This window comes from Pseudomonas sp. VA159-2 (genome assembly GCF_024126635.1).
Classification (GTDB): Bacteria; Pseudomonadota; Gammaproteobacteria; order Pseudomonadales; family Pseudomonadaceae; genus Aquipseudomonas; species Aquipseudomonas muyukensis.
Window position 1 is genome coordinate 73780 of record NZ_JAMYBV010000015.1, and the last position, 24913, is coordinate 98692.

Here is a 24913-nt window from a genome sequence, read left to right on the forward strand (position 1 = left end):
CGGGCGTACCTCGCCCGTGGGCGCTGCCTGTCCACAAGGATATTGTCATGTCGAATCTGGGTGCGCTGGACCTGGCGCGGCTTCAATTCGCCTTCACGGTCTCGTTCCACATCATTTTCCCGGCCATCACCATCGGCCTGGCCAGTTTCCTGGCTGTGCTCGAAGGGTGCTGGTTGAAAACCCACAACACGGTGTACAAGGACCTGTACACGTTCTGGTCGAAGATCTTCGCCGTCAACTTCGGCATGGGCGTGGTCTCGGGGCTGGTCATGGCCTATGAGTTCGGCACCAACTGGGCACGCTTCTCCGACTTCGCCGGTAGCGTCACCGGGCCGTTGCTCACCTACGAGGTGCTCACCGCGTTCTTCCTCGAGGCCGGCTTCCTCGGCGTGATGCTGTTCGGCTGGGACCGGGTCGGGCGCAAGCTGCACTTCTTCGCCACCGTGATGGTGGCCATCGGCACGCTGATCTCGATGTTCTGGATCCTCTCCTCGAACAGCTGGATGCAGACGCCCCAGGGCATCGAGATCGTCGATGGCCGGGTGGTGCCGCTGGACTGGTTCAAGATCGTCTTCAACCCGTCGTTCCCGTACCGCCTGGCGCACATGGCGCTGGCCGCGTTCCTTTCCACCGCGTTCTTCGTCTCGGCCTCCGCCGCCTGGCACCTGCTGCGCGGGCGCGACACGCCGCAGATCCGCAAGATGCTGTCGATGGGCATGTGGATGATCCTGGTGGCCACCCCGGTGCAGGTGGTGGTGGGCGATGCCCACGGCCTGAACACCCTGGAGCACCAGCCGGCGAAGATCGCCGCCATCGAAGGGCATTGGCAGAACACGCCGGGCGAGCCCTCGCCGCTGGTGCTGTTCGGCCTGCCGGACATGGCCGGCGAAACCACCCGCTACAGCCTCGAGGTGCCGTACCTGGGCAGCCTGATCCTGACCCACAGCCTGGACAAGCAGATTCCCGCGCTCAAGAGCTTCGCCAAGGAGGACCGGCCCAACTCGACCATCGTGTTCTGGAGCTTCCGGGTCATGGCCGGGCTGGGCATGCTGATGCTTGCGTGTGCCCTGCTGGCCCTGGTGCTGCGGCGCAACGGCGCGCTGTACCGCAACCGCCTGTTCCTCCGGTTCGCCCTGCTGATGGGCCCGTCGGGGCTGATCGCCTTGCTGGCCGGCTGGTTCACCACCGAAGTGGGCCGCCAGCCCTGGGTGGTCTACGGCATGCTGCGCACCACCAACGCCGCGTCCAACCACAGCGCCGCGCAGATGAGCCTGACCCTGGCGCTGTTCGTGCTCATCTACTGCTCGGTATTCACCGTGGGGATCGGCTACATGATGCGCCTGGTGCGCAAGGGCCCGGTCGCCCACGAGCAACTGCCGAGCCCCGCACAACCGCAATCGCTGGCCACCGCGCGTCGCCCGCTGTCCGTCGCCGACTGAGAAGGAGCTGAACAATGACGATTCAAGGTATCGACCTGTCGATCATCTGGGGCGTGATCATCGCCTTCGGCCTGATGATGTACGTGATCATGGACGGTTTCGACCTGGGCCTGGGGATTCTCTTCCCGCTGATCAGCGACTCGCGTGAGCGCGACGTGATGATGAACACCGTGGCCCCGGTGTGGGACGGCAACGAAACCTGGGCGGTGCTCGGCGCGGCGGCGCTGTATGGGGCCTTCCCGCTGGCCTACTCGGTGATCCTCGAGGCGCTGTACCTGCCCTTGGTGCTGGTGCTGGCCGGGCTGATCTTCCGCGGCGTGGCCTTCGAGTTCCGCTTCAAGGCCGAGGCGCACAAGCGCCACTGGTGGGACAAGGCGTTCATCGGCGGCTCGGTGCTGGCCACCTTCTTCCAGGGCGTGGCCATCGGCACCTATATCTGCGGCATCCCAGTGCTTGACCGTCAGTTCGCCGGCTCCGGCTGGGACTGGCTGGCACCGTTCCCGCTGTTTTGCGGTGTCGGCTTGCTGCTGACCTATGCGCTGCTGGGCAGCACCTGGCTGCTGATCAAGACCGATGGCATGCTCGAGGCGCGCATGCGTCACTACAGCCGACCGCTGACCTACGCCTTGGCCGCGGTGATCGTGGTGATCTGCGCCTGGACCGCCTGGCTGCATGACGACATCGCCCAGCGCTGGTTCGGTGCCAGCCACTGGCTGCGCTCGGCCCTGATCGCGGTGCTGGCCGTGGTGGCGGTGGTGATGATCCAGAAAGCGCTGCGCAAGCGCCATTCGCACCTGCCGTTCATGGCCGTGGTGGGGCTGGTGTTGCTCGGCTACCTGGGGCTGGCGATCAGCATCTGGCCGAACATCGTGCCACCGGCGCTGACCCTGTGGCAGGCCGCGGCGCCGCTGACCAGCCAGTTGTTCGCGTTGATCGGCGCGCTGTTCATCATCCCGATCATCCTGGCCTACACCTTCTGGAGCTACCACGTGTTCCGCGGCAAGGTGCTGCCGGGGGACGCTTACCACTGAGTGTCGATGTCAGCGAGAGGGCCGCGATGCGGCCCTCTTGGTTTTTCCAGAGGAGCCGGTCTTGCCGGCGAACACCGGCGTAGCCCGTGCCATCCATCACCGGCCGCACACGCAAGAACATCCTGTCCTATAGTTCCCGTTGCTTGGCCAAGCTGAAAGCAGCAGGGAGCATGCCGTGAGCGCAAACGTCTTCCACAACACCCCCACGATCAGGGTGACGGATAACCGTGGGCTATCCGTGCGGGATATCGCCTACCACCGCCCCCCCGATACCTTGCTGGCGGCCGAGGCGCGCATTACCCGCCACAGCTACGACGCCCGGGGCTTGCTCAACCGCAGTACCGACCCCCGTCTGCACGAAACGGGCCTGAGCAACTTCACGCACGCGACCGACCTGCAAGGCAGCGACCTGCGCCGTCAAAGCGTCGATGCCGGCACCACGCTGGCCTTGAATGACACGGCGGGGCGCCCGCTGTTCAACGTGATAAACATCCGCACCGATGCAGCGATGCAGGATGATCGCGCCGCGGCGGTCACCCGCACATTCGAGTACGAGCCATCAGCGCTGGCAGGTCGACTCATTGCCATCAAAGAACGCGTCAGCGCCGAGCCCGCACGCATCACCGAGCGCCAGCTGTACGGCACCCATAGCGAGGCGGACAAGCAGCGCAACGTCGCAGGTCAGCCCATCAGTCACTACGACACGGCTGGCCTACAAACCATCGACAGCCTGGCCCTGACAGGGGCTGTGCTGTCAATGAGCCGACGCTTGCTCAAGGATGGCGACAACCCAGAGACGCTGGCCGACTGGCAAGGCCAGGACAGCGCCGTCTGGGACACCCTGCTGGCCCCCGATACCTACACCACGGTCACCGAGGCTGACGCCACTGGCGTGGTACTGGCTAGCAGCGATGCCGCAGGGCATCGCCAACGCCTGCGCTACAACGTGGCAGGCCAGCACTCGGCAAGTTGGCTGACCATCAAGGGCGGCGCCGAACAGGCGATCGTGAGTTCCCTGGGCTACAGCGCTGCCGGGCAGAAACTGCGCGAGGTGCATGGCAATGGCGTGGTCACCACCTACACCTATGCACCGCGCACCCAACGCCTGGTTGCGATCCGCAGCGACCGCCTCGCAGCGCCGGCCAAGGTGCTACAAGACCTGCGTTATGCCTATGACCCGGTCGGCAATGTGTTGCATGTCAGCAATGATGCAGAGGCCACTCGATTCTGGCGCAACCAGGAAGTGGTGCCCGAGAACACCTACGTTTACGACACTCTGTACCAGCTGGTCAGCGCCACTGGACGCGAGATGGCCAACGGCGCACGGGATGGGAGCCGCTTGCCACACACCACCATCCCCTTGCCGCCTGACACGGCGGCCTATACCACCTACACCCGTGCCTATAGCTATGACATCGGTGGCAATCTGACGCAGATCCGTCACAGCTCGCCAGTGGCAGGCAACAGCTATTCCATCGACATGATGGTCAGTGACCGCAGCAACCGGGCGGTACTGAGCACCCTTGCGGGCAGTCCAGCGGAGGTCGAGGCATTGTTCGATGCCGGTGGCCATCAGTGCCAATTGCAACCGGGGCAAACCCTGGCCTGGACGTTGCGTGGAGAGCTGCAACGGGTAACCCCAGTAGTGCGTCCGGGGCAGGCTGACGATAGCGAATGTTATCGCTATCGCGCTAACGGACAACGCCTACTCAAGGTTAGCCGACAGCAGAGCCTCGGCGTTATGCAGACGCAACGCGCGCTGTACCTGCCAGGGCTGGAGCTGAGGACGACTGCACACGACGATACGCCAACGGAAAGCCTGCAGGTTGTCACCGTGGGCGCTGCGGGTAGTACGCAAGTGAGGGTGTTGCACTGGGTGCGCGGATTACCGGGGGGGATTACTAACGATCAGGTCCGTTACAGTTATAACGACTTGGTGGGCAGTAGCGGCCTGGAAGTGGACGCGACAGGCAGCGTAATCAGCAAGGAAGAATACTATCCGTATGGCGGCACGGCGGTGTGGGCGGCGCGCAGTCAGGTGGAGGCGAGCTACAAGAGCATTCGCTACTCGGGCAAGGAACGAGACGCAACTGGGTTGTATTACTACGGTCATCGTTATTACCAACCGTGGGCCGGCCGGTGGTTGTGCGCGGACCCAGCCGGGACGGTGGACGGGTTAAACTTGTATCGGATGGTCCGCAACAATCCGATGACGTTGTTTGATGTCGATGGGCTGTCGCCGGATGACGGTCAGGAACCCATGACGGTTGCGCAGCGCAGAAAGCTCTTTTCTGCCCCTGTTTCAACGCCACCCGCTCAACAGGCACCCTCGCGGCCTGCAGTTGCTGTAAAAAAAGTCCAAGCAGGTACCGAGCCCTTGCGGGCACCTATTGATCGCGGTCCCAGTGTAAACGCTGGTGTCTCGGTAGAGACTGTGCAGCCTTTAGCTTCTAAGCCCGCATCCAGTGGTACGGTAAATGCTTCGAGCGTGCCCGCGAGAACCCGATTTACCTTGTTCAGGGCCGACAACAGAAGCTATGACGTCTTGAGCAAGACCTCTCCAGAGGGGTTCAAGGCCTGGGTGCCCTTGGACGCCAAGATGGCCAGGCAACTTGCAAGTGTTTTTGTCGGAAAGAAAGACACATCTGGCCTACCTAGGCATGTCGTTGACAACATAAATAAATGGGGTCAAAAGCCCAGGCTTGGGGACTTGTCAACTTATATAAAGTACACAAAAGACAAGACTACGGTGTGGGTGTCCACGGCCATAAATACTGAAGCGGGTGGTCAAAGTGCAGGTGCGCCACTGTATGAAATATCAATCGAACTCTATGAATTTAGAATTGGCAAGAATGGACTTGAGCCATTGCCGGAGGGGCGGACAAAAAATATGGAGTTCTCATTGCTTCTTGATGGCTTGAGCATTGAAGAATCGAGTGTGATTGCGTTGAATCACGGTCCGAAAGATGATGCTGAAATATCCTTTCTCACGGCTATTCCCATGAAAAACATTCGACCCTATGCCGCCTGAGACGTGCTGGGGAAGCACTCAGCGTACGCTGGCGGCGCGTGCACATCGCGCGCGTCGACAGCAGGCCCTGTCCATCCTCCCCCGGGGTGCATTGCCGCACACCTGCCTGTATTTCGACCCATACCGCAACGTCATCTACCTGTTGCTGAGTCGGCCGGCCTGAGCCTTTCCCGAGGTGTTCGCCGGGTGCTGCGTTGAGGTACTATCGCCCCCTCGCAACGGCACCCAACCGCGCCAGACAAAGGACTGTATGCCCACCAAGTCGCCCGTGCGCCGCCTGCTCGGCTGTTTCGTTCTTGCCGCGCTCGCCGGCTGCCAGCCGGACCCCGCGCCGCCCCTGGACCAGCAACTGTATATCTGGCAGCGCCAATGGCGCCCGGCCCACGCCCAGGCCCTGGCCGACAGCCGGGCGGATTTCTCGACCCTCAGGGTGCTGGCGCTGCAGGCCCAGCCCAAGGCGGGGTGGAGCAGGGCGCTGGTCGACCTGCCCCGGCTCAAGGTTGATGGCCGCCCGCTGATCGCGGTGGTGCGCCTGGACGGCCAGCTTCCCGCGCTCGACCTTGCCGCCGCCCAAGGCCAGATCGCCCGGCTGCTGGCGGACTGGCAAGCCGCCGGCGTGACGCCAGAGGGGTTGGAGATCGACCATGACAGCGCCAGCGCCCGCTTGCCTGGGTATACCGCCTTCCTCCTGAGCCTGCGCGAGCGACTGCCGCCCGCCATGAAACTCAGCATCACTGCCTTGCCGGCCTGGCTCGCCAGCCCGCACCTGCCCGCGCTGTTGCAGGCGGTGGACAGCAGCGTGCTGCAGGTACACGCGGTCAGCGATCCGCGCCGCGGCCTGTTCGACCCGGTGCAGGCCAGGCAATGGGCCGAACGCTGGAGCCACGTCAGCGCCAAACCGTTCTATCTGGCCTTGCCTGCCTATGGCGTCGCGCTGCTGCCTGACACCGGTGGCGCGCCGGTGGTGGAAAGCGAAGTCCCCTTGAACCGAGCCGGCGAGCGCCACGAGCTGCTGGCCGATCCGCAGCAGCTGGCCGACCTGGGCCGGCAACTGCGCAACCAGCCGCCTGCGCACCTGGCCGGGCTGATCTGGTTCCGTCTGCCATTGCCTGGCGACCGCCGCGCCTGGAGCCTGACCACCCTCAAGGCCGTGGCACGCGGCGACGTGCTCGCCAGCCAGTGGCGGGTCGAGTTGTTGGAACAGGCGGGGCTGTACGACATCAGCCTGGCCAACGTCGGCAACCTCGACCTGCCGTTGCCCGCCCAGGTGGCCCTTGCCGTCGAGCTGTGCGACGCCGCGGACGGCGTAAACGGCTACCGCCTGCAACAGTACCCCGAACATTTGCTGTTCAACCGCCAGTCCAGCGCGCGCATCGCCGCTGGCGGCCGGCGCGCCCTGGGTTGGGCACGCTGCCATGGCATCGATCAAGGAGCGTGGAATGTCTACCCCTAACTGGCCCCGGCGCCTGCTGGCGTTGTCCCTGAGCCTGCCGGCCGGCGCAACGCTGGCCTGCGGCCCCGACTTCCCGATGCAGTTGCTGGGTGACCGCGCACAAACCCTGGCCGAGTTGCCAGAAGGCAACTTTGCCTTCGAGGTCAATCGCCTTGGCCAGCAGGTGGCGGGGCTCAAACCCACCACCGACGTCACCCTGACCCCGTACTGGGACAGCGACGACAACGCCCGGCCTTATCGCGAGCAGCGCAGCCAGGCCGAGGCTAGCGAGCTGCCGGCGCCGCTGCAGGCGAAAGTCGCGCAGTTGCGTAGCCTTGACGACCCTCGACAGGTAATGGAACAGGGCGCCGATCTGCCCGCCGAGCTGCGCCTGTACCTGGCGGGCGCGGTGGCTTTCGACATCGACGAGCATGGCCTGGCGGCGGACTATTTTGCCCAGGTGCTGGCCTTGCCCGCCGAGCAACGCAAGATGCGTAGTACCTGGGCGGCGTATTCACGGGGACGTGCCCTGGCCGCCCAGAGCGAGGCGGCCGGCGATGCCACGCAGGCGCTTCAAGCCCAGGCCCGGCAAGCGTTCCAGCAGGCCCGGGCGCTCAGCGCCGAGGGTTTCAGCGACCCGCTGGAGCTGGGCGTAGCCAGCCTCGGCGAGGAAGCCCGCCTGGCCAAGCTGGCCGGCGACTGGAACAGCGCCGTGCAGCTGTACGCCAACCAGAGCCGCCTGGGCTCGGGCAGCGGCTATAGCTCTTTGCGGCAACTGGCCGACGAACTGGTGGCCATGCCCGATGAACAACTGCTGGTGCAGTTGCAGCAACCGCTGCCGCGCAAGCTGCTGACCGCCTACCTGCTCAGCCATATCGGCTGGGATTACGAGCGCCAGCAACCGCCCCAGGAACAACGCCTGCCCGCCCTGTTGCGGGCCAGTGTCGGCGGCCAGCTGGACGATGCCGACCGGCTGGCGGCGCTGAGCTACCAGCAGGGTGACTTCGCGGCGGCCAAGGACTACCTGCAACAGGCAGGCGACACCGGCCTGGCCTGGTGGCTGCGGGCCAAACTGGCCTTGCGCGAGGGCGACAAGGCCCAGGCCGCGGCGGCCTATGCCAAGGCTGCCGCGGCGTTCCCCCGTGAAGAGTCGTGGGGCGCGCGGCAAACCCCGGAGTGGGACTACGAAAGCGTCAAGCCCGGTTGCCGGGTCGAAGGCGAGGGCGCGATCCTGGCGCTGGAGCGCGGCGACTACCTGCAAGCGTTCGACCTGCTGTACCGCAGCCAGGATATCTACTGGCAGGATGTGGCGAACGTCGCCGAACGGGTGCTGACTGTCGACGAGCTCAAGGGCTACGTCGATGCCCAGGTGCCGGCGCCGCCAGCCGTGCAGGCCGAGGAGGGCGGTTACCTAGCACGGCCCCTGGCCACGCAGTTGCGCGAGCTGCTGGGCCGGCGCTTGCTGCGCGAAGGGCGTTACAACGAAGCGCCTGGGTATTTCGCCACGCCGCAGCTGCAAGCCGACGCCAAGGCCTATGGCCAGAACCGCCAGGCCGCCAACTCGCGCTGGACCGCCACTGGCCGCGCCGAAGCGCTGTACGCGGCGGCAACCCTGGCCCGCACGGCAGGCATGGAGATTCTCGGTTATGAAATGGCGCCGGACTATGCCTGGCTGGGCGGCAGCTACAGCCTCGGCAGCGCCGAGCTCAAGCCAGGGCCTTTCATTGGCGCGGGCGAGCTGCAGCGTCAACTGGCGAGCGCAGCCAAGCCTGACGCGCGTTACCACTACCGTTATATCGCCGCCGACCTGGCCAACCAGGCCGCGGACCAGTTGCCCCACAGCAGCCAGGCGTTCGCGGCGGTGCTGTGCACGGCGGCAGGCTGGGTGGCGGGCAGCGACCAGGAAATTGCCCTGTACAAACGTTACGTCCAGCAAGGGCCCTTCGTGATGTGGGCGCAAGATTTCGGCAAACAGTGCGAACAGCCCAGGTTCGACCAGGCCAACAAGCGTTACCTGACCGAGTCGCTGGACCAGGCGCGTGCCACGCTGCGGCCCTACAAGGCCCAGGTGCTGCCGGCCGGCTTGGTGGTCGTGGCGGGGCTGGCCTGGCTGTGGCTGCGGCGGCGCAAGTCGAAGGCGTAGGAGGAGGGTGGGTATGGCTCAACTAGACTTAACCTGTAGTTGAGCTATACGCCCCGACCATGAGGAGCTGATCATGCGCAGGTGGATGCTGTTGTTGCTCGCCATCACCGCGCTGCCCGCGTGCCAGGCGCCCATGCCCGCCGCCGACCCGCGGATGGCCTGGGTCGACTTGTCGATGCCGTTCCCCAACGACCGCGTGCTGTTGGCCGAACGCCTGGATCGACAGCGCCTGAGCGAGGGCCGTTTCTTCCAGGTCAGCCCCGGCAGCCATGAACTGGTGGTGCGCTTCGATTACGAGGCCAACGGTGGCGCTGGCATGGGCCTGATGGGCGGCACCACCGTGCGCCAGTGCTACCTGACCCTCCAGTACCGGCATTTCCAGGCTGGCCAACGCTACGTGCTCGAGGCGCGCTCCATGGCGTTGACGCCAGAGGCCAGGCTGTACAATGCCTCACGGCAGATCGTCGCCGAGGTCGGCGAGTACTACTGCCTGATGTAGCGGCGCCACCTTCACCTTGAGTGTTTTCCCATGACTACCCGAGTGTTGCCTGAAGCATGAGTCGATCGCTGTTCATTTCGCTGGATGGCCCCAAGGGTACCGGCAAGACCACTTTGCTGGAGGCCGTCACCCAGGTGCTGCGGGCAGACAACAGGATGGTGATTCGCATCAGCGAGAGAAACCGCGATCCTTACCGGGCAGAAACCATGGCGTTGGTAAACCAGTTCGTCAGGAACCCGTGCCGGGAGTTGGAGCTGCAGGTTTGCCAGCGCCTGGCCGATAGCCGCGCGTGGATCTCGCAGCAGGTGCTGAGCCAGCAGCCGGCGGGCAGCATCATTCTGATCGATCGCTGGTATCCGTCCGATGCCGCGTTTCGTCGGTTGGTGCCGTTTGCCGAGATCTTGCGGATGAACCTCGAGCGCAACGTGCGGGTGCCGGATGTGCATGTGGGGGTCGTCACGGCGCCGGAGATTTCCTGGTCCAGGGCGACGGCACGCAGCAGTGGGTTGCGCAGCACGGTGATGCATGCGTTCGACGAGCATGTGGCGTGTACCGAAGCGTTCGAGCGTGCGGCTGTGCAACAAGGGTGGGCGTTGTGTCGCAACGAAGGGCGCTTGGAAGAAGCGACGATGCAGGTGGTGGCGCAGATTCGGCGGGTGTTTGCATCGCAGGAATAAGATTATGGTTCACTGGCGAGAGCCTCTTGCAGAAACGACTCGGAGCAATGGATGAATCGTGATGAATTCTTGAAGTCTGATGATGTGCAGGGTTTTGTCTCATGGATGGCGGTGACCCTGCCTGGCTTGCCCATCGACCTGCGTTTTGCTTGCAGCCAGTATGTAAAAGGAGGGCTGAACAAAAAGGTCGTGGGTATCGAGGGTGCCCAGCAGGCGTATCAGTGGAAGGGGGAGTGGGGCCAGGTGAGCGCTATCCTCCGGGCATTTCGTGAACGCCTACGCCTTGCGTCAGCAAGCAATGACGTGAAATCGGCGTATACCGTATGCGAGGAGATCCTTGCATGGGGAGGGGTTCTCAATCGTGCGTCTGTCTCATTCCTGACGGAACTGGCAAACAGCGGTGAACTGCTGAGGTATTTGCACAGCGTCGAGGCGTTGCTGCGACTGGACGGCGCCAATCGGCTATCCGGTATCACCATTAAATCCGTTCCCGCATTTAACTCGGGGCTGACCAAGATCCACGCCATCTTCGATCAGACCGGTTCACCTATCTTGGATGGGAGAGTGGCCGCCGCCGCAGCGACGCTTTACCACCTGTACCGATCGAGTGTCTGTCCGCAAAGTGGACCTGCGGCCAACCACGAGATTTTTGCTTGGGATGAGGGCCTAGGGATACAGCTGAGAAACCCCCAGTTGCTCGATGACAAGTACGCGGGTACGCAACGGTTGAATCGAAAAAAACCACACGAATGGGCGGCCCGCCAGTTAAAGCTCGGTTGGATCGTGCGTCACTTGCTGGAAACCCACGGTGAGATCTTCCCAGGGCCGAGCCTCGAAGAACGCTGCCACCGGTTTGAAGCGGGGCTCTTCATGATGGGCTACGACTTGCGGTCAATGGTTGCGAATGGGTGGGACATTCCTGAGCCAATCGTTCTCGCAAGAAAGCGGGTAACGCTGGCTGCGTCGAGACGGCGCGTACGAAACGCCAAGGCTGTCTTGGATGTCCCGGGCGCATAAGAGTATTGGAAGATGACACCTTTGAATGTTGATTACACGGGCTCAGTCAGGGGCTTGTAAGGCGCTTGCCAGCTCTGGCCTAAAAAAGAAGCCCGCCATGGTAGGCGGGCTATCGAATGTCTCCAAGGGGAGGCTCATCTTTTAGCTTTTCGCATGTTTCGTTCTGAGCGCTGCACAGATGATCGACTCAGGAGCTCACCTCCCGCAATACACAATTTAACATAATATACATTATGCGCACACTCGTATTGAGTACCACGCCCAATGGGAGGCCAGATTTCAGCCTCCAACCATGCCTCATCCACGCGCCAGTCCCGATCACTGATACACCAATCCCTTCGGCACCTCATAGCGCCTGCCGTCATAATCCAAGCTGAACAGCGTCGTACGCGGTTCGCCGCGGATGTCCTGGCAATCATCATCGCCCTTGAGCACGCGCTGTCTTGCGCTCGACACCTCAGTCACGCGGGAAGCTGGCGAAACCATCCTTGCCTGATTTGCCGATGGCCAAGGTCCGCGTGGTCTCGCTGAAATCCCCGGCACACAAACCATCCCACTCGCCGTGGCTCTCGGCGACCACCAGGTGCCCCATGATCTAGCGCAGTTGCGAAGCCTCTTTCACATAGAGGCTCAAGGCCTGGTTGTTGTACGGATTGACCCGTGACGAGCCGCAGTGGCTGATGCGTACGCCAAACTTACCTTGGCCGTCTTCATCAAACGTCCACCTTCATTGGCGTCGGATGCAGGGTCTGGGCCCAGGCTTGCAGGTGTTGGGTGCAATCGCCCCAGGCGATCATGGGGAGCAATAACAATGGCGCTACGGTGAATCCGCGCGTGCAGGCGCCTCATTCCTTTGAAGGTTTGCCATATTAAGTGAAGCGTCTGTAATCTTCATCGGCCAGATACACCCTGCCCTCGTTTTCATGCCCTGGATTATAACTCAACTAAATAACCATTTAGTTGAGTAAACCTCCTTTTGGATTACTCGTAAATAGCGGGTTTGACAGCACGCCATGACGATCTATAGTCGGACGTGCCCTGCGGAAGGATTCCCAGGGCCTGTTCAAGGCAACTACGTAATACAGGAGTTATTGGATGTTCATGCACAGGGATGATGCACAGCCGTGTTATCGGAAAACCCACGCCTCGCCCCCCTCAAAGGTCCATGCGACCGCGCTAGCTTGCCGCCCATTACGGTCAAGGCGCAGCTGACATCCGCGACTGTTCGGCACCGTCTTGCCTGCCTGTGACCTGCCCAGCAGTCGTCACCGCGTTGGCGTTTCCGACAATACCAATATAGAGGTGTGCCATGACCTTTAAACACCATGCGCGCAATGCTGTATCCCTTTGCGGGGATATCGGCAATCACAATGATTCATTCAGTTATCGGCCCGCTGCGCTCAAGGATAGCGCGCGCCTGGCCGAACTGTTTCAGACGGTTTATGGTAATACCACTCACCCCTGCCAAAGTCCCGGTTATATACGCGATTCGCTGATGTCTGGATTGCAGCTCTGGTATGTGGTCGAACTTGATTCGATCATCATGGGTTGCGGTTGCATTGCCCGGCGCCCCTGGAACCAGTCCTGGGAGGTTTGTCACGGCGTGGTCCATCCCGCCGCGCGCAGGACCGGCGCCATTTCCAAGCTGATCGAGCTGAGTTTCGACAGCCATCACCCACAGCCCATGGAGCTCGGGTTCTACGTCACCCGCAACATCGCCAGCCATGCCTTGATGCTCAAGCTCAGGCCTGGCGTGCTGGTGGGCCACGACGGCGGTCCCGACACGGTGGACGGCATTCGCGAATACCACCTGACCGCCCTGCTCCCTGCCAAATTGGTTGGCTTGCGGCATATCGCCCCGTGGTACGCGCGCGCCCCCGGCGCAGAAGTGATCAGCCAGCACCTGTATCCGGCGCTTGGCCTTGAAGCCAGGCCAGGCACTTATCCGCAGACCTGCCTCAGTGGCCCGGCCAGCCTGGCGAGCCATGGCCAGTTGCTCTACAGCCATGACCCCGACAACAGCACGCTGACGCTGTCGGGCCAGGCGGGCGGCTACCTGCCGCAGCCGCGTGCGCTGGCCGAGATCATCAGCCTGCTGCGCCAATCGCCAGATTTGCAGTACGTCTGTGTACAGATTCTCGCCGACAAGCTGGAGCTGCTCGCCGGCCTGATCGGCCTGGGGTTCGCCATCACGGCCTATCTGCCCGCCTGGCACCTCGAGGGCGGCGCCCGCTACGACTGCATCCAGCTGGTGCTGCAGTCCTTCGCCAGCCGTCCGCGCAGCCACGGCTTCGACGACCAGGTGACCTTCTTCGACCTGGCCTATGCCCAGCTGGCCAAGCGTCTGTGCGGGCTGCGCCTTGCCCAGGCGCATGCCTGACGCCCACTCCTTCACGGAATTAAGACAATGACCAAAGACCAATGGCTGGCCGCTCGCCAGCAGATCCCCGACGGCGCCAAGGAACCCTGGACCGTCATGTTGTGGCTGGCCGACCTGTTGCTGCTGGTGCTCGCCTGGAGCCTGTGGCTGATGGATGCCCTGCTGCTCAAGATGCTGGGGCTGGTGCTGGCAGGTTTCGCCACGGTGCAGGTCTACCTGATCCTGCACGAGGCCTTGCACGGCGCGGCCGCGCAGAACAGGCGGCTCAACGACTTCATCGGCCATTGCAGTGGCTGGCTGATCGCCTTGCCGTTCCTGGTCCGCCGGCGCTTCCATATGGCCCACCACACCTGGACCGCACACCCGCTGAACGATCCCGAAAACCGCGGCATGATCGAGAAGTTCGCGGTGATGACCAAGAAACAGGAGCGCACGTTGGAGTTCATCTGGAAGCACTGGATCCCGATGATCGCCGCGAACCATTTCCTGCTCAACTGGCGCGCACCGTTCATCGCCAGGGCCAAGGGCGATGATTCGCCACGGCTGCTTAAGGAAGTACGTTTCGCCCAGCTGTACCTGCTGGGGTACTTGGCGGCGGCGGCGCTGGCCTTGAGCCTGGGGCACCTGCTGGATCTGCTGTCGTTCTACCTGATCGTCTGGGTGTTCCTGTTCTTCATGGTCGAACTGCTCAACTTGCCGCACCATGCCGAGGCGCCCCTGCTGGCCAGGGATGCCGAGCGCCTGCAGTTCTGGGAGCAGGACCAGGTGTCCCATGACTGCAAGAGCCTGCCGCTGTGGTCACGCTTCGTGATCCTCAACTTCAACCTGCACATCGTCCACCATGCCTTCCCTTCCGTCCCCTGGTACCGCTTGCCCGAGGTCAACAGATTGCTGCACGAACAGGAGGTTGGCCATGAGCCTTCGCAAATCCATGAGTGGGCCTTCGCCCGGAAAAATCGTCGGCGGCCGCTGCTTCAGCTGATGGGGCACTTCTTCGATCGACGGGGCTAATCCCTAAATTGCACCGCACCTGTTATTTCTATCAGGTGTGGTGCTCGGGCTTGCAGCCTAAGCTGTTTTCCATTGTCCATCAGCGTGCTCAAGGATCAAGCATATGGGCCGTGGAGCACTGGATCGCGACACCCCATCGGTCTCCGTGCGCGGCAACCGTGGCGAAGCTGTCAGTGAAATCCGTTATTGCCGCCACCCCGAGATTCCGGGGCTGGACACGCGCATCACCGCGCACCGGTGCAACGCCCTGGGCCATCCGCTACAAAGCATCGACCCCAGGCTTGCCGCGCTCCAGCAGGCAGACCCGAGCGTAAAGGCCAACCTGGTCCTGCATCCGGCATTTACCGGAGCAGTGCTTGCCAGCCAAAGCGTCGACGCCGGTAAAGTAATCACCTTGAATGACTGTGCCGGTCGCCCGTTGCTGCGGGTCGGCGCCACAGGCGTCATGCGCCGCTGGCACTATGAACAGGCGCCGCTGCCCGGGCGTTTGCTCCGGGTCGATGAGCAACTGCCCGCAGGGCCTGCGCAGATTACCGAGCGGCTGGTCTGGGCGGCCAACGACCCGGAGATGAAAGCGCGCAACCTGGCCGGGCAACTGAGTCGGCACTACGACACCGCCGGCCGGCAGCAAATCGACAGCCTGGGTTTGACCGGCGCGACGCTTTCGGCCACCCGACAACTGCTCGAGGACGGCGACAGCGTGGATTGGCAAGGCGCGGACGAAGCTGCCTGGGCAGGTCTGCTCGCCCCTGATGTGTTCAACAGCAGCTGCAGCGTAGATGCAACCGGGGCGCCGCTGACCCAGGTCGATGCCCAGGGGCATGGGCAACGCCATTGTTACGACATTACCGGAAACCTGGCGGGCACCCTCCTCACCCTCAAGGGCATGGGCGAACGGCCAGTCCTCACCTCACTCAGCTACTCTGCCGCTGGCCAGAAGCTGCGCGAGGCCCATGCCAACGACGTGGTCACCCACTTTACCTATGAGCCCCGTACCCAGCGGCTGCTACAGCTCAAGACCGAGCACTCGGCAAAGGCAACCGTGCTGCAGGACCTGCACTATGCGTTCGATCCGGTTGGCAACGTGCTGCGCGTGAGCAATGCCGCCGAGGCCAGGCACTTCGCCCGCAACCGGGCCATCGAGGCGATCAGCACCTATGGCTACGACACCCTGTACCAGCTGATCACGGCCACGGGCCGCGAAATGGCCGGTTCAGGACGACACGACCGCCAGCGCCCAGCGGCCCTGCCCGGGGCCGCCAACGACGGCAGCTACGCCAACTACACCCGCCGCTATGCCTATGATCGGGGCGGCAACCTGTTGAGCACTGTCCACACCAGCGACGTCGCCGAGCACGACTACACCTTCAGCCTGACGGTATCCGGCCATAGCAACCGCGCGGTCCCAGACACACTCACCACGGACCCGGCCCTGGTCGATAGCTTCTTCGATGCCGCAGGCAACCCGCTGCAGTTGCAGCCTGGGCAGACGCTGGACTGGACCCTCCGTGAGCAACTGTTACGGGTGACGCCCGTTTCGCGCGAGGTCGAGGGCCTGGACGATCGGGAAAGCTACCGCTACGGCGGTGACGGCCTGCGTATCGTCAAAGCCTCCAGCCGCGAAGCCAAGGCGGCGACCCATCGTCAGCGCGTGCTCTACCTGCCAGGTTTGGAAATCCGCACGCGCCACCAGGATGACGTGCCCAAGGAAGCGCTGCAGGTGGTGACGGTTGGCCAGGCGGGGCGCGCGCAAGTGCGGGCGCTGCATTGGGACAGTGGCTTGCCGGTGGGCATCGCCAATGATGGCCTGCGCTACAGCTACGACAACCTCATCGGCAGCAGTTGCCTGGAGCTGGACGACAAAGGGTTGGTCATTAGCCACGAGGAATACTACCCCTACGGCGGTACTGCGGTCTGGTCCGCGCGCAGCCAGGTGGAGGCTGACTACAAGACGCTGCGTTACTCCGGCAAGGAGCGCGATGCCACGGGCCTGTACTACTACGGCTATCGCTACTATCAGCCGTTTGGGCGCTGGTTGAGCGCCGATCCGGCAGGTGCCGTCGACGGGCTTAACTTGTACCGAATGGTCCGCAACAACCCGGCGACGCTGAAAGATCTCCTTGGGCTGGCCCCCGGTGACAGCGAAAAAGATGAAGACGTGTACAACAAGTACAGCGCGGTCAAGGCGACGATCGGCATCGTTCATGACGCGGAAGAAGCGGTCGCCGGCTTCGTCAAATCAAAGTCCAAAACGGTCGTGCTCGGCGGAGTCTCGATGATCACGGTGGAATTCTTCAATAGCTTTGTCGGGGCGCTGGGAACCAGCTTGAGTGGCAACCCCCTGGTAGGCACCGCTGCGAGCACGACGACCAGTCTGGCTATCGGTGTATCGGGCGCGGTACCTCGACCGCTCCCTGATACCAACGTGCAAGCGATGGTCGAGAGCCAGACGCGAAGTCTCTTCAGCAAACTGAAGCTGAAGGCCGTGAGTTATGTGAAAGAAGGCGGACTGCGTGACACGATCGTCAACGCAGGGCTGAACAAGATGCTTGGCTACTTTTCCGGCACAGCTGTATCCCTGCCTTTCATGGCCGTTTACAACGCCAGCAAGTTGATCCGCAAAGCGGCCAACCTGTCGAAGCCTGAACTGATGAAGTCGATGCTGGAGGACCTCTCCAGGCTAGAGCAGTATCTGCAACAGCTGAACGACGAGGTGCTGAAAGCCTTTGACAATGAGGGGGTGCCTATTGGGCTGTACAAGGGGCAGTGGCTGGCTGAGCCTCCTACCTCCAGTGAGCAGGACATCGGTATCAAGGTTTCCGTATTGACGCGCGTGACCAGAAAGAACGAGTGGATCAGCAAGCGCGCCTATATGGAGAACTACGAACAAGCTCAAAACTATATACGACGCACCCGAACCAAGGTGACGTTATACGCGGCTGCATACAAAAAATGAGGGTGGACCCGATGGCTGACAATCATGCGCTCCATAAAGGCACGCCCTCTGTGACTGTACAGGGCAATCGCGCAGAGGTCCTTCGCGAAATTCGCTATTGCCGGCATCCTGACCTGCCAGGCTTGGATACGCGCATCACCGCGCACCGGTGCAACGCCCTGGGCCATCCGGTACAAAGCATCGACCCCAGGCTTGCCGCGCTCCAGCAGGCAGACACAAGCGTAAAAGCCAACCTCATCCTGCATCCGGCATTTACCGGAGCAGTGCTTGCCAGCCAAAGCGTCGACGCCGGCAAAGTAATCACCTTGAATGACTGCGCCGGTCGCCCGCTGCTGCGAGTCGGCGCCACAGGCGTCATGCGCCGCTGGCACTATGAACAGGCGCCGCAGCCCGGGCGTTTGCTCCGGGTCGATGAGCAACTGCCCGCAGGGCCAGCGCAGATTACCGAGCGGCTGGTCTGGGCGGCCAACGACCCGGAGATGAAAGCGCGCAACCTGGCCGGGCAACTGAGTCGGCACTACGACACCGCCGGCCGGCAGCAAGTCGACAGCCTGGGGTTGACCGGCGCGACGCTTTCGGCCACCCGACAACTGCTCAAGGACGGCGACAGCGCGGATTGGCAAGGCGCGGACGAAGCTGCCTGGGCAGGCCTGCTCGCTCCTGATGTGTTCACCAGCAGCTGCAGCGTAGAGGCAACCGGGGCGCCGCTGACCCAGGTCGATGCCCAAGGGCATGGGCAACGCCATTGTTACGACATTACCGGAAACCTGGCGGGCACCCTCCTCACCCTCAAGGGCATGGGCGAACGGCCAGTCCTCACATCACTCAGCTACTCTGCCGCCGGCCAGAAGGTGCGCGAAACTCACGCCAACGGCGTGATCACGCACTTTACCTATGAGCCACGCACCCAGCGGCTGCTACGGCTGAAGACCGAGCACTCGGCAAAAGCAACCGTGCTGCAGGACCTGCACTATGCGTTCGATCCGGTTGGCAACGTGCTGCGCGAGAGCAATGCCGCCGAGGCCAGGCGCTTCGCCCGTAACCGCGCCATCGACGCGGTCAACACCTATACCTATGACACCCTGTACCAGCTGATCACGGCCACAGGCCGCGAAATGGCCGGTTCAGGACGACACAACCGCCAGCGCCCAGCGGCCCTGCCCGTGGCCGCCAACGACGGCAGCTACGCCAACTACACCCGCCGCTATGCCTACGACCGCGGCGGCAACCTGTTGAGCACTGCCCACACCAGCGATGTCGCCGAGCACGACTTCACCTTCAGCCTGACGGTATCCGGCCATAGCAACCGCGCGGTCCCAGACACACTCACCACGGACCCGGCGCTGGTCGATAGTTTCTTCGATGCCGCAGGCAACCCGCTGCAGTTGCAGCCTGGGCAGACGCTGGACTGGACCTGGCGTGAACAGCTGTTGCGGGTGACCCCCGTTGCGCGCGATGTCGCGGGCCTGGACGACCAGGAAAGCTACCGCTACGGCGGTGACGGCCTGCGCATTGTCAAAGCCTCCAGCCGAGAAGCCAAGGCGGTCAGCCATCGTCAGCGCGTGCTCTACCTGCCGGGTTTGGAAATTCGCACGCGCCACCAGGATGACGTGCTCAAGGAAGCCCTGCATGTGGTGACGGTTGGCCAGGCGGGGCGCGCGCAAGTGCGGATGCTGCATTGGGACAGTGGGCTGCCGGGGGGCATCGGCAATGATGGCCTGCGCTACAGCTACGACAACCTCATCGGCAGCAGTTGCCTGGAGCTGGACGACAAAGGGTTGGTCATTGGCCACGAGGAATACTACCCCTACGGCGGTACTGCGGTCTGGTCCGCGCGCAGCCAGGTGGAGGCTGACTACAAGACGCTGCGTTACTCCGGCAAGGAGCGCGATGCCACGGGCCTGTACTACTACGGCTATCGCTACTACCAGCCGTTTGGGCGTTGGTTGAGTGCCGATCCGGCAGGCGCCGTCGATGGGCTCAACTTGTACGCGATGACAAGAAACAATCCCACGACATTCAGCGATGACAGCGGCCTGGATGCGATTAGCGTCCACGAGATGTATCACAAGATGCAGGGTGTAGCCGCCGCTTCACGTATTGTCCAAGAGACCCACGAACACGTTGCCGCTTTCCTGAAAAATAAAAGATCCGCGATTGCCTTTGCTTTTACCTACACCGTCGGTGCGGAGATTCTTGCCACACTCTACGGAAAGCTGGGAGGTATTGCAGGCTTGGTGGTGGCGGGACCCAAGGGGGCCTATCTGGGGAATTTGCTGGCAAAAGAAGGGGTAAAAGCCATCCTGCCAAAAGTGCCGGCGACTCCCAACATAAAAATGGCCGATCAAATGAAAAAACAAACCCGTGGTGCAGGCGAGATCGCAACAGACTTTCTCAAGGACAAGCTTCATCCCGAAAAAGTCCGCGACAAGCTGAGCGACAGTGGTACCAATGACCGTCTTACCGATGCGCTGCAGCGTGCTGGAGGCGAAACCTCTGTGGTTCTGCCCATTACACAAGCCGGTGACGCAGCCATGGGCTTGTCTATCCCATTCTCTGCCTTCATCCATGCCGTCGAAGACCTTCAGAAGGCGTCAAAACTGACAAAAGAGCAGTTGATCGACAACATGCTCGAGAGCCTTGCGCGGGCTGAGGATTATTTAAGCGAGTTGCATGCATCCATCATGGAAGGGTTCGATACCCATGGCGTGACCGTCCACCACATGCGAGGGGGTACACGACTGGGCGACTTGGGGCCGGGGGGCTGGACGACTCAACCTAGGAAGGGCAGAGTCAAAGATGGACGGGATATCGGTGTAAAAATCGATGTCAATAGACACCCTTCATCCGGTGGTTGGGCGCTCAAGAATGACTATATGAATACCTACACAATGGCCACGGCCAATATTCAGAAAACCAGGGCTCATATCAATGCATTTCGCAGTTAAGCCCTTCACTCATGGCTCCAGCCCACCAAAGCGGCGGTAGTAACTCTCGTTGGCATCTGGCAACGGCCCATCCGCCGTTTCCAGCGCATTGGCAAGGTACTCCTCTGCCCTGGCCTGCACCAGGCGATACAGGTTGCGGCACAGTTGCCGGGCGGCGCGCCCTTCCCAATCGCCGGGCAGCAGTTCTTCCGGCAACTGCGGGTCGCGCAGCAGCAACCGGCGGTACTCGTGAATCAGCAGCATGCGGGCGAGGAAACAATCCAGCAGCTCAGGTGCCGGCAGCGCTTTCATGGCCTGCCAAAGTGGCCTGAACAAACGAATGAACTCGCTGTAGTGCTGCCCCAGTTCGTCGATGTTCCAGCTTTCCCGTACCTGGGCGCGCAGGGCCTTGGAGGCCAGCACTTGCTGGGCCTGGGTCTCGAACACGATGCTGCCGTCCTCGGCGTCCTGTTCGCGCAGCGTGGCGGCCAGGTCGCTACGATCGCTGCGCGGACAACCCAGCAGGTTCGGGCCCATGGCGGCAAACCCCTGCCACTCCAGTTCTTCGCGCACGGCCTTGCGCTTGGGCGCCTCCAGTTGGCTGAGCAACACCAGCGTCCAGGCGCCGTTCCAGGCCGGCAGGTTGGCGCTGTAGACGCGCTTGAAGGCCTTCTCGAAACGCCGCCGGCCGGTGCCGGTCAGGCTGTAGTAGCTGCGCCGGCCGACCTTCTCGGCGGTTAGCCAGCCTTCCTTGGTCAGGCGGAAGATCGAGGTGCGGATCAACCGTTCGTTGATGCCCATCGGCTCCAGCAGGTTGATCAGGCTGCCCAGCCACACCGTGCCGCCGTGGGGCTCGATGGCATCGCCGTACAGGGTGATGATCAGCGAACTGGCGCGGATCGGGGTCTGCTCCTGGAAGCGGGTGATCAGGTGATTCAGGGGGGCAAGGCTGCTCATGAGGGGACGAGGCGCGGCTAAAGCCTCGACTATACCTGCCTGCCGCGACCGCGCAAGGCTCATGCGCCACCCTCGGCCTTGGGTCGCACCCCGGAATCGCCCATGCGCGGACGCTGCGGCTCGGCGGCAGACAGCGGCGCACACTCCACCAGGCCTGCCATGCAGCGCTGCGTCAGGCGGTGATACTCCGCCGTGCCGCGGCGCTTCCAGGCCAGTTCCTGGTCGCTGAGCGGGCGCTTGACCACGGCTGGGGCGCCGACCACCAGGCTTTGCTCAGGGCACTGGAAGCCAGCTTTGACGAAGGCCGTGGCGGCGACGATGGAGCGCGGGGCGATGTGCGCGCCGTCCATCACCACCGCGTTCATGCCCACCAGGGCATCCTCGCCGATCCGGCAGCCATGGATGATGGCGCCATGGCCGATATGGCCGTTGCGTTCGATCACCGTGTCGCCACCGGGGAAGCCGTGCATCACGCAGGTGTCCTGCAGGTTGGCGCCCTCCTCCATGACGATGCGCCCCAGGTCGCCGCGCAGTGCCGCGAGCGGGCCGACATAGCAGTTGGCACCGATGATCACGTCGCCGATCAGTACGGCGCTGGGGTGGACGTAGGCGCTGGGGTGGATCACCGGGGTGAGGCCGTCGAGGCGGTAGCAGGGCATGGGCGCAGGGCTCGATGTGGTTAGCGGGGTGGTTGGAGGGTCTATTGGCTGCTGCTGTTACTTGTTCGTTTCATTTGGTTTTGTATCGTTTTTTTGTGTGCAGAACGTTGGCCTTGCGGTGCCTTTGAGATCGAGCGCCGCGCTGGCGGAGCTCGATCTCAAAAACACCATATACCCAACGCCTTGCGCCTGCCAAAAACAAGATACATTACAACAGTGCATTAGATTAATTTACGTATCATAATGCGCACCCTCCCATCGACACAACCAAGCGAGCACCCCATGCCTTTCGAGCACATCCTGTTTTCCATCGACGCCGACGGCGTCGCCCTGCTCTCGCTGAACCGGCCAGAGCAATTGAACAGCTTCAACACCGCCATGCACCTGGAGGTCCGCGAAGCCCTGCGCCAGGTGCGCCAGAGCGAGCACGCCCGGGTCTTGCTGCTCACCGCCGAAGGCCGCGGCTTCTGCGCCGGCCAGGACCTGTCGGACCGCAGCGTGGCGCCGGGCGCGCAGACGCCCGACCTGGCCGAAGCCATCGATAACTTCTACAACCCCCTGGTGCGCAGCCTGCGCGACCTGCCGCTGCCGGTGATCTGCGCGGTCAATGGCGTGGCGGCCGGCGCCGGAGCGAACCTGCCGCTGGCCTGCGACCTGGTCCTGGCCGCGCGCTCGGCCAGTTTCATCCAGGCGTTCTGCAAGATCGGCCTGGTGCCGGACTCTGGCGGTACCTGGCAGTTGCCGCGTCTGATCGGCATGGCCCGGGCCAAGGCGCTGGCCATGCTCGGCACTCGCCTGAGCGCCGAGCAGGCCGAGCAATGGGGGCTGATCCACCAGGTGGTGGAGGATGCCGCGTTGCGTGACGAGGCGCTGGCCCTGGCCCGCCAGCTCGCCACCCAGCCCACCTACGGCCTGGCCCTGATCAAGCGCGCCCTCAACCAGAGCTTCGATAACAGTTTCGACCAGCAGCTGGAGCTTGAGCGCGACCTGCAACGCCTGGCCGGGCGCAGCGAGGATTACCGCGAAGGCGTCGGTGCCTTCATGGATAAACGCACCCCTGAGTTCAAGGGCCGCTGAGCATGGCCGCCCTCGACAGCGCGTCCCTGGTCGCGGTGATCGGCGCCGGGGCCATGGGCGCGGGCATCGCCCAGGTCGCGGCCGAGGCCGGCCACCCCGTGCGCCTCTATGACAACCGGCCTGGCGCGGCAGCCGAGGCGGTGCGAGGCATCGACCGACAACTGGCGCGCCTGGTGGAGAAAGGTCGGCTGAGCGCCAGCACCCATGTTGCCATCTGCCAGCGATTGCAACCGATCGACAGCCTCGACGCCCTGGGCGAAGCACGCCTGGTGATAGAGGCCATCGTCGAGAACCTCGCCAGCAAGCAAGCGCTGCTGCGCGAACTCGAAGCCCTGTGCGGCAAGGACTGCATCCTTGCCAGCAACACGTCGTCCCTGTCGATCGACAGCCTGGCCGCCGGCTTGCAGCAGCCGCAGCGGGTGCTCGGCATGCATTTTTTCAACCCCGCGCCGCGGATGCCGCTGGTGGAGGTGGTATCGGGTCTGGCCAGCGACCCGCAACTGGCCGCGACGCTATACGCCACGGCCAAGGCCTGGGGCAAGCAGCCGGTGCAGGCCCGCTCGACACCAGGCTTCATCGTCAACCGGGTCGCCCGGCCGTTCTATGCCGAGAGCCTGCGCCTGTTGCAGGAAGGCGCCGCCGATTGCGCCACCCTCGACGCCGTGATGCGGGAGGCCGGCGGCTTTGCCATGGGCGCCTTCGAGCTGACCGACCTGATTGGCCACGACGTCAACCATGCCGTGACCTGCTCGGTGTTCGAGGCCTTCTACGGCGACCCACGCTTCCAGCCCTCGCTGATGCAGCAGGCGCTGGTCGATGCCGGGCACCTGGGACGCAAGCGCGGCCGAGGTTTCTATCGTTACGACCAGGCCGGCGAGCGGCCTGCAGCCAACGAGCTGGACAGCCAGGCGCTGGTGGAGCGCTGCGTCGTCGAGGGGCACCTGGGCGTGATGCAGCCCCTGGTCGAGCGCCTGCGCGGCCATGGCATCGGTGTCGGCGAGCGGGCCGGGGCCGGCGTGCTGAGTGTCGGCGACGCCACCCTGGCCTTGTCCGATGGCCGCCTGGCCTGCCAGCGCGCCCGCGAGGACGGCTTGCGCAACCTGGTGTTGCTCGACCTGGCCCTGAACTACGCCAGCGCCACGCGCGTCGCCATCAGCGTGGCAGCTGACTGCACCCCTCAAGCGCGTGACCAGGCGGTGGCGCTGCTACGCCAGGCCGGCCTCAAGGTCAGCCTGCTGGCCGACCTGCCGGGCCTGCTGGTGCTGCGCACCGTGGCTACCCTTGCCAACGAAGCCGCCGATGCCGTGCTGCAAGGCGTCGCCAGCGCTACCGACATCGACCTGGCGATGCGTGCCGGGGTCAATTACCCCTGTGGCCCGCTGGCCTGGGCCGATCGCCTCGGCGTCGGCTTCACCCTGCAGGTGCTCGACAACCTGCAGCGCAGCTATGGCGAGGCACGCTATCGCCCTTCCCTGCTGCTGCGCCGCACCCACGCCGAAGGAGGCTGCCTGCATGCCTGAACACTCCCCGCAAGCAAGCCCTACAGGGGGGCGCGGCAGCGTGAGCGCGCCAGGCCGGTGGCGACTTTATTCGTGACTTGTATTGGTCAAGTATTTGATCAATCCGTATCGTAATTTCCGTCTGACTGGCGTGGGTTCGCCCTCACATCTGCAGCGC

General features: G+C 63.3%; 17 protein-coding genes. 14 read left to right on the forward strand and 3 right to left on the reverse strand.

Features of this window, described 5'->3' with window-relative positions:
- The first annotated feature begins 47 nt into the window (after positions 1–47).
- From NJG22_RS16110 to NJG22_RS16145, 8 genes are all read left to right on the forward strand, one after another.
- Positions 48–1439: a cytochrome ubiquinol oxidase subunit I gene (locus NJG22_RS16110; RefSeq protein WP_253095896.1), complete on the forward strand. Its 1392-nt coding sequence runs from the start codon at positions 48–50 to the stop codon at positions 1437–1439.
- Positions 1440–1453: 14 nt separating this feature from the next.
- Positions 1454–2470 carry a cytochrome d ubiquinol oxidase subunit II gene (gene cydB / locus NJG22_RS16115; protein ID WP_253095898.1) on the forward strand — a complete coding sequence of 339 codons (1017 nt, stop codon included), beginning with the start codon at positions 1454–1456 and terminating at the stop codon, positions 2468–2470.
- Between the two features lie 175 nt (positions 2471–2645).
- Entirely contained in the window at positions 2646–5501 is a 2856-nt protein-coding gene (locus tag NJG22_RS24660; protein WP_253095899.1) for an RHS repeat domain-containing protein, read from the forward strand.
- A gap of 250 nt (positions 5502–5751) precedes the next feature.
- The gene (locus NJG22_RS16125) at positions 5752–6954 is read left to right on the forward strand and encodes a DUF3142 domain-containing protein (RefSeq protein ID WP_253095901.1); all 1203 of its coding nucleotides are present in this window, start codon (positions 5752–5754) and stop codon (positions 6952–6954) included.
- Positions 6941–9076: a hypothetical protein gene (locus NJG22_RS16130; RefSeq protein ID WP_253095902.1), complete on the forward strand. Its 2136-nt coding sequence runs from the start codon at positions 6941–6943 to the stop codon at positions 9074–9076. Before NJG22_RS16125 ends, NJG22_RS16130 begins: the two co-directional genes overlap by 14 nt.
- Positions 9077–9149: 73 nt before the next feature.
- On the forward strand, positions 9150–9575 hold the full coding sequence (locus tag NJG22_RS16135) for a hypothetical protein (protein WP_253095904.1): 426 nt from the start codon (positions 9150–9152) through the stop codon (positions 9573–9575).
- A 56-nt stretch (positions 9576–9631) separates the two neighbouring features.
- Positions 9632–10252 (forward strand): dTMP kinase, encoded by a 621-nt coding sequence (locus NJG22_RS16140; protein WP_253095907.1) that lies wholly within the window; start codon positions 9632–9634, stop codon positions 10250–10252.
- Between the two features lie 51 nt (positions 10253–10303).
- On the forward strand, positions 10304–11269 hold the full coding sequence (locus NJG22_RS16145) for a hypothetical protein (protein WP_253095908.1): 966 nt from the start codon (positions 10304–10306) through the stop codon (positions 11267–11269).
- 457 nt (positions 11270–11726) lie between these two features.
- On the opposite strand, the gene NJG22_RS24585 is transcribed toward NJG22_RS16145, so the two are convergent.
- Positions 11727–11861: a hypothetical protein gene (locus NJG22_RS24585; protein ID WP_290445084.1), complete on the reverse strand. Its 135-nt coding sequence runs from the start codon at positions 11859–11861 to the stop codon at positions 11727–11729.
- A gap of 903 nt (positions 11862–12764) precedes the next feature.
- Between NJG22_RS24585 and NJG22_RS16150 the strand changes: the two genes are divergently transcribed.
- The 4 genes from NJG22_RS16150 (at position 12765) to NJG22_RS16165 (ending at position 20564) form a co-directional block, all read left to right on the forward strand.
- Entirely contained in the window at positions 12765–13649 is an 885-nt protein-coding gene (locus NJG22_RS16150) for a hypothetical protein (RefSeq protein ID WP_253095909.1), read from the forward strand.
- Between the two features lie 27 nt (positions 13650–13676).
- A complete protein-coding gene (locus NJG22_RS16155) occupies positions 13677–14660 on the forward strand; it encodes a fatty acid desaturase (RefSeq protein WP_253095910.1) in 984 nt (327 codons plus the stop codon).
- A gap of 103 nt (positions 14661–14763) precedes the next feature.
- The gene (locus NJG22_RS16160) at positions 14764–17616 is read left to right on the forward strand and encodes an RHS repeat-associated core domain-containing protein (RefSeq protein WP_253095911.1); all 2853 of its coding nucleotides are present in this window, start codon (positions 14764–14766) and stop codon (positions 17614–17616) included.
- Between the two features lie 11 nt (positions 17617–17627).
- Positions 17628–20564 carry an RHS repeat-associated core domain-containing protein gene (locus tag NJG22_RS16165; RefSeq protein WP_253095912.1) on the forward strand — a complete coding sequence of 979 codons (2937 nt, stop codon included), beginning with the start codon at positions 17628–17630 and terminating at the stop codon, positions 20562–20564.
- A gap of 9 nt (positions 20565–20573) precedes the next feature.
- On the opposite strand, the gene paaX is transcribed toward NJG22_RS16165, so the two are convergent.
- The gene (gene paaX / locus NJG22_RS16170; protein ID WP_253095913.1) at positions 20574–21500 is read right to left on the reverse strand and encodes a phenylacetic acid degradation operon negative regulatory protein PaaX; all 927 of its coding nucleotides are present in this window, start codon (positions 21498–21500) and stop codon (positions 20574–20576) included.
- A 59-nt stretch (positions 21501–21559) separates the two neighbouring features.
- The gene (paaY, locus tag NJG22_RS16175) at positions 21560–22159 is read right to left on the reverse strand and encodes a phenylacetic acid degradation protein PaaY (RefSeq protein WP_253095915.1); all 600 of its coding nucleotides are present in this window, start codon (positions 22157–22159) and stop codon (positions 21560–21562) included.
- Between the two features lie 282 nt (positions 22160–22441).
- On the opposite strand from paaY, the gene paaG reads away from it, so the two are divergent.
- On the forward strand, positions 22442–23236 hold the full coding sequence (gene paaG, locus NJG22_RS16180) for a 2-(1,2-epoxy-1,2-dihydrophenyl)acetyl-CoA isomerase PaaG (protein ID WP_253095917.1): 795 nt from the start codon (positions 22442–22444) through the stop codon (positions 23234–23236).
- A gap of 2 nt (positions 23237–23238) precedes the next feature.
- Positions 23239–24756, forward strand: a complete 1518-nt coding sequence (gene paaH / locus NJG22_RS16185) for a 3-hydroxyacyl-CoA dehydrogenase PaaH (protein ID WP_253095919.1) — start codon at positions 23239–23241, stop codon at positions 24754–24756.
- The last annotated feature ends 157 nt before the right edge of the window (positions 24757–24913 follow it).